Consider the following 622-nt stretch of genomic DNA (forward strand, 5'->3'; position numbering starts at 1 on the left):
GAACCCGACCCTCCAGATAGGGGTTGTTGGAGGGCGCCGTTCCACCGGCGCCTTTCCTGGAGGACTCGCTTCCACTCGGTCCAACGATGTGGGACGGGGTGGAACCCGTCCCTCCATATGCGGACGCCGTGGAAGGCGTCCCTCCATCGAAAAGGTAATGAAACGCCTCCACCCCCGTCCTGATACGGTTGGCGTGGAACTCAATCCTCTGTAACGCGGGCGAGGTGGAACTCGCCCCTCCACATGCGAACGCGTTGGAGGGCGCCGTTCCACCGGCGCCGTTATTTCGCGGATATTCGTGGAGGGCCTGGTTCCACGCGGGCCGAATAGGTCGGGGTGGAACCCGACCCTCCAGATAGAGGTTGATGGAGGGCGCGGTTCCACCCGCGCCGTCTTCATCAATACCTGATCGGTGGGATCAAGCGGGTCTGAGTGGAACTACGGACTGGTGAGCGGGCCACCAGAGGACAATCGCTGAATTGCTTGGCCGACGGCGGCTGAGAATTCCTGAGCCGCACGCTCGTGGAGATGCATCGAGTCGATGAAGTCGGCGTCCTCCCATAGGACGGGTGTCGGAAGCACGTGGGCGGGCATCAGATGCGCCGCGATCGAATCGGCCAGA

The 622-nt window shown here is 62.9% G+C and carries 2 protein-coding genes; one reads left to right on the plus strand and one right to left on the minus strand.

Going from position 1 to position 622, the window contains the following annotated elements:
- The coding region (locus NZ740_10750; protein MCS6772476.1) for a hypothetical protein at positions 1 to 214 on the plus strand (214 nt) is incomplete at its 5' end.
- 224 nt (positions 215 to 438) lie between these two features.
- On the opposite strand, the gene NZ740_10755 is transcribed toward NZ740_10750, so the two are convergent.
- Positions 439 to 622 (minus strand): hypothetical protein (locus NZ740_10755; protein MCS6772477.1); only part of this gene is annotated, 184 nt, incomplete at its 5' end.

It is taken from the genome of Kiritimatiellia bacterium (assembly GCA_025054615.1).
Classification (GTDB): domain Bacteria; phylum Verrucomicrobiota; class Kiritimatiellia; order CAIVKH01; family CAIVKH01; genus JANWZO01.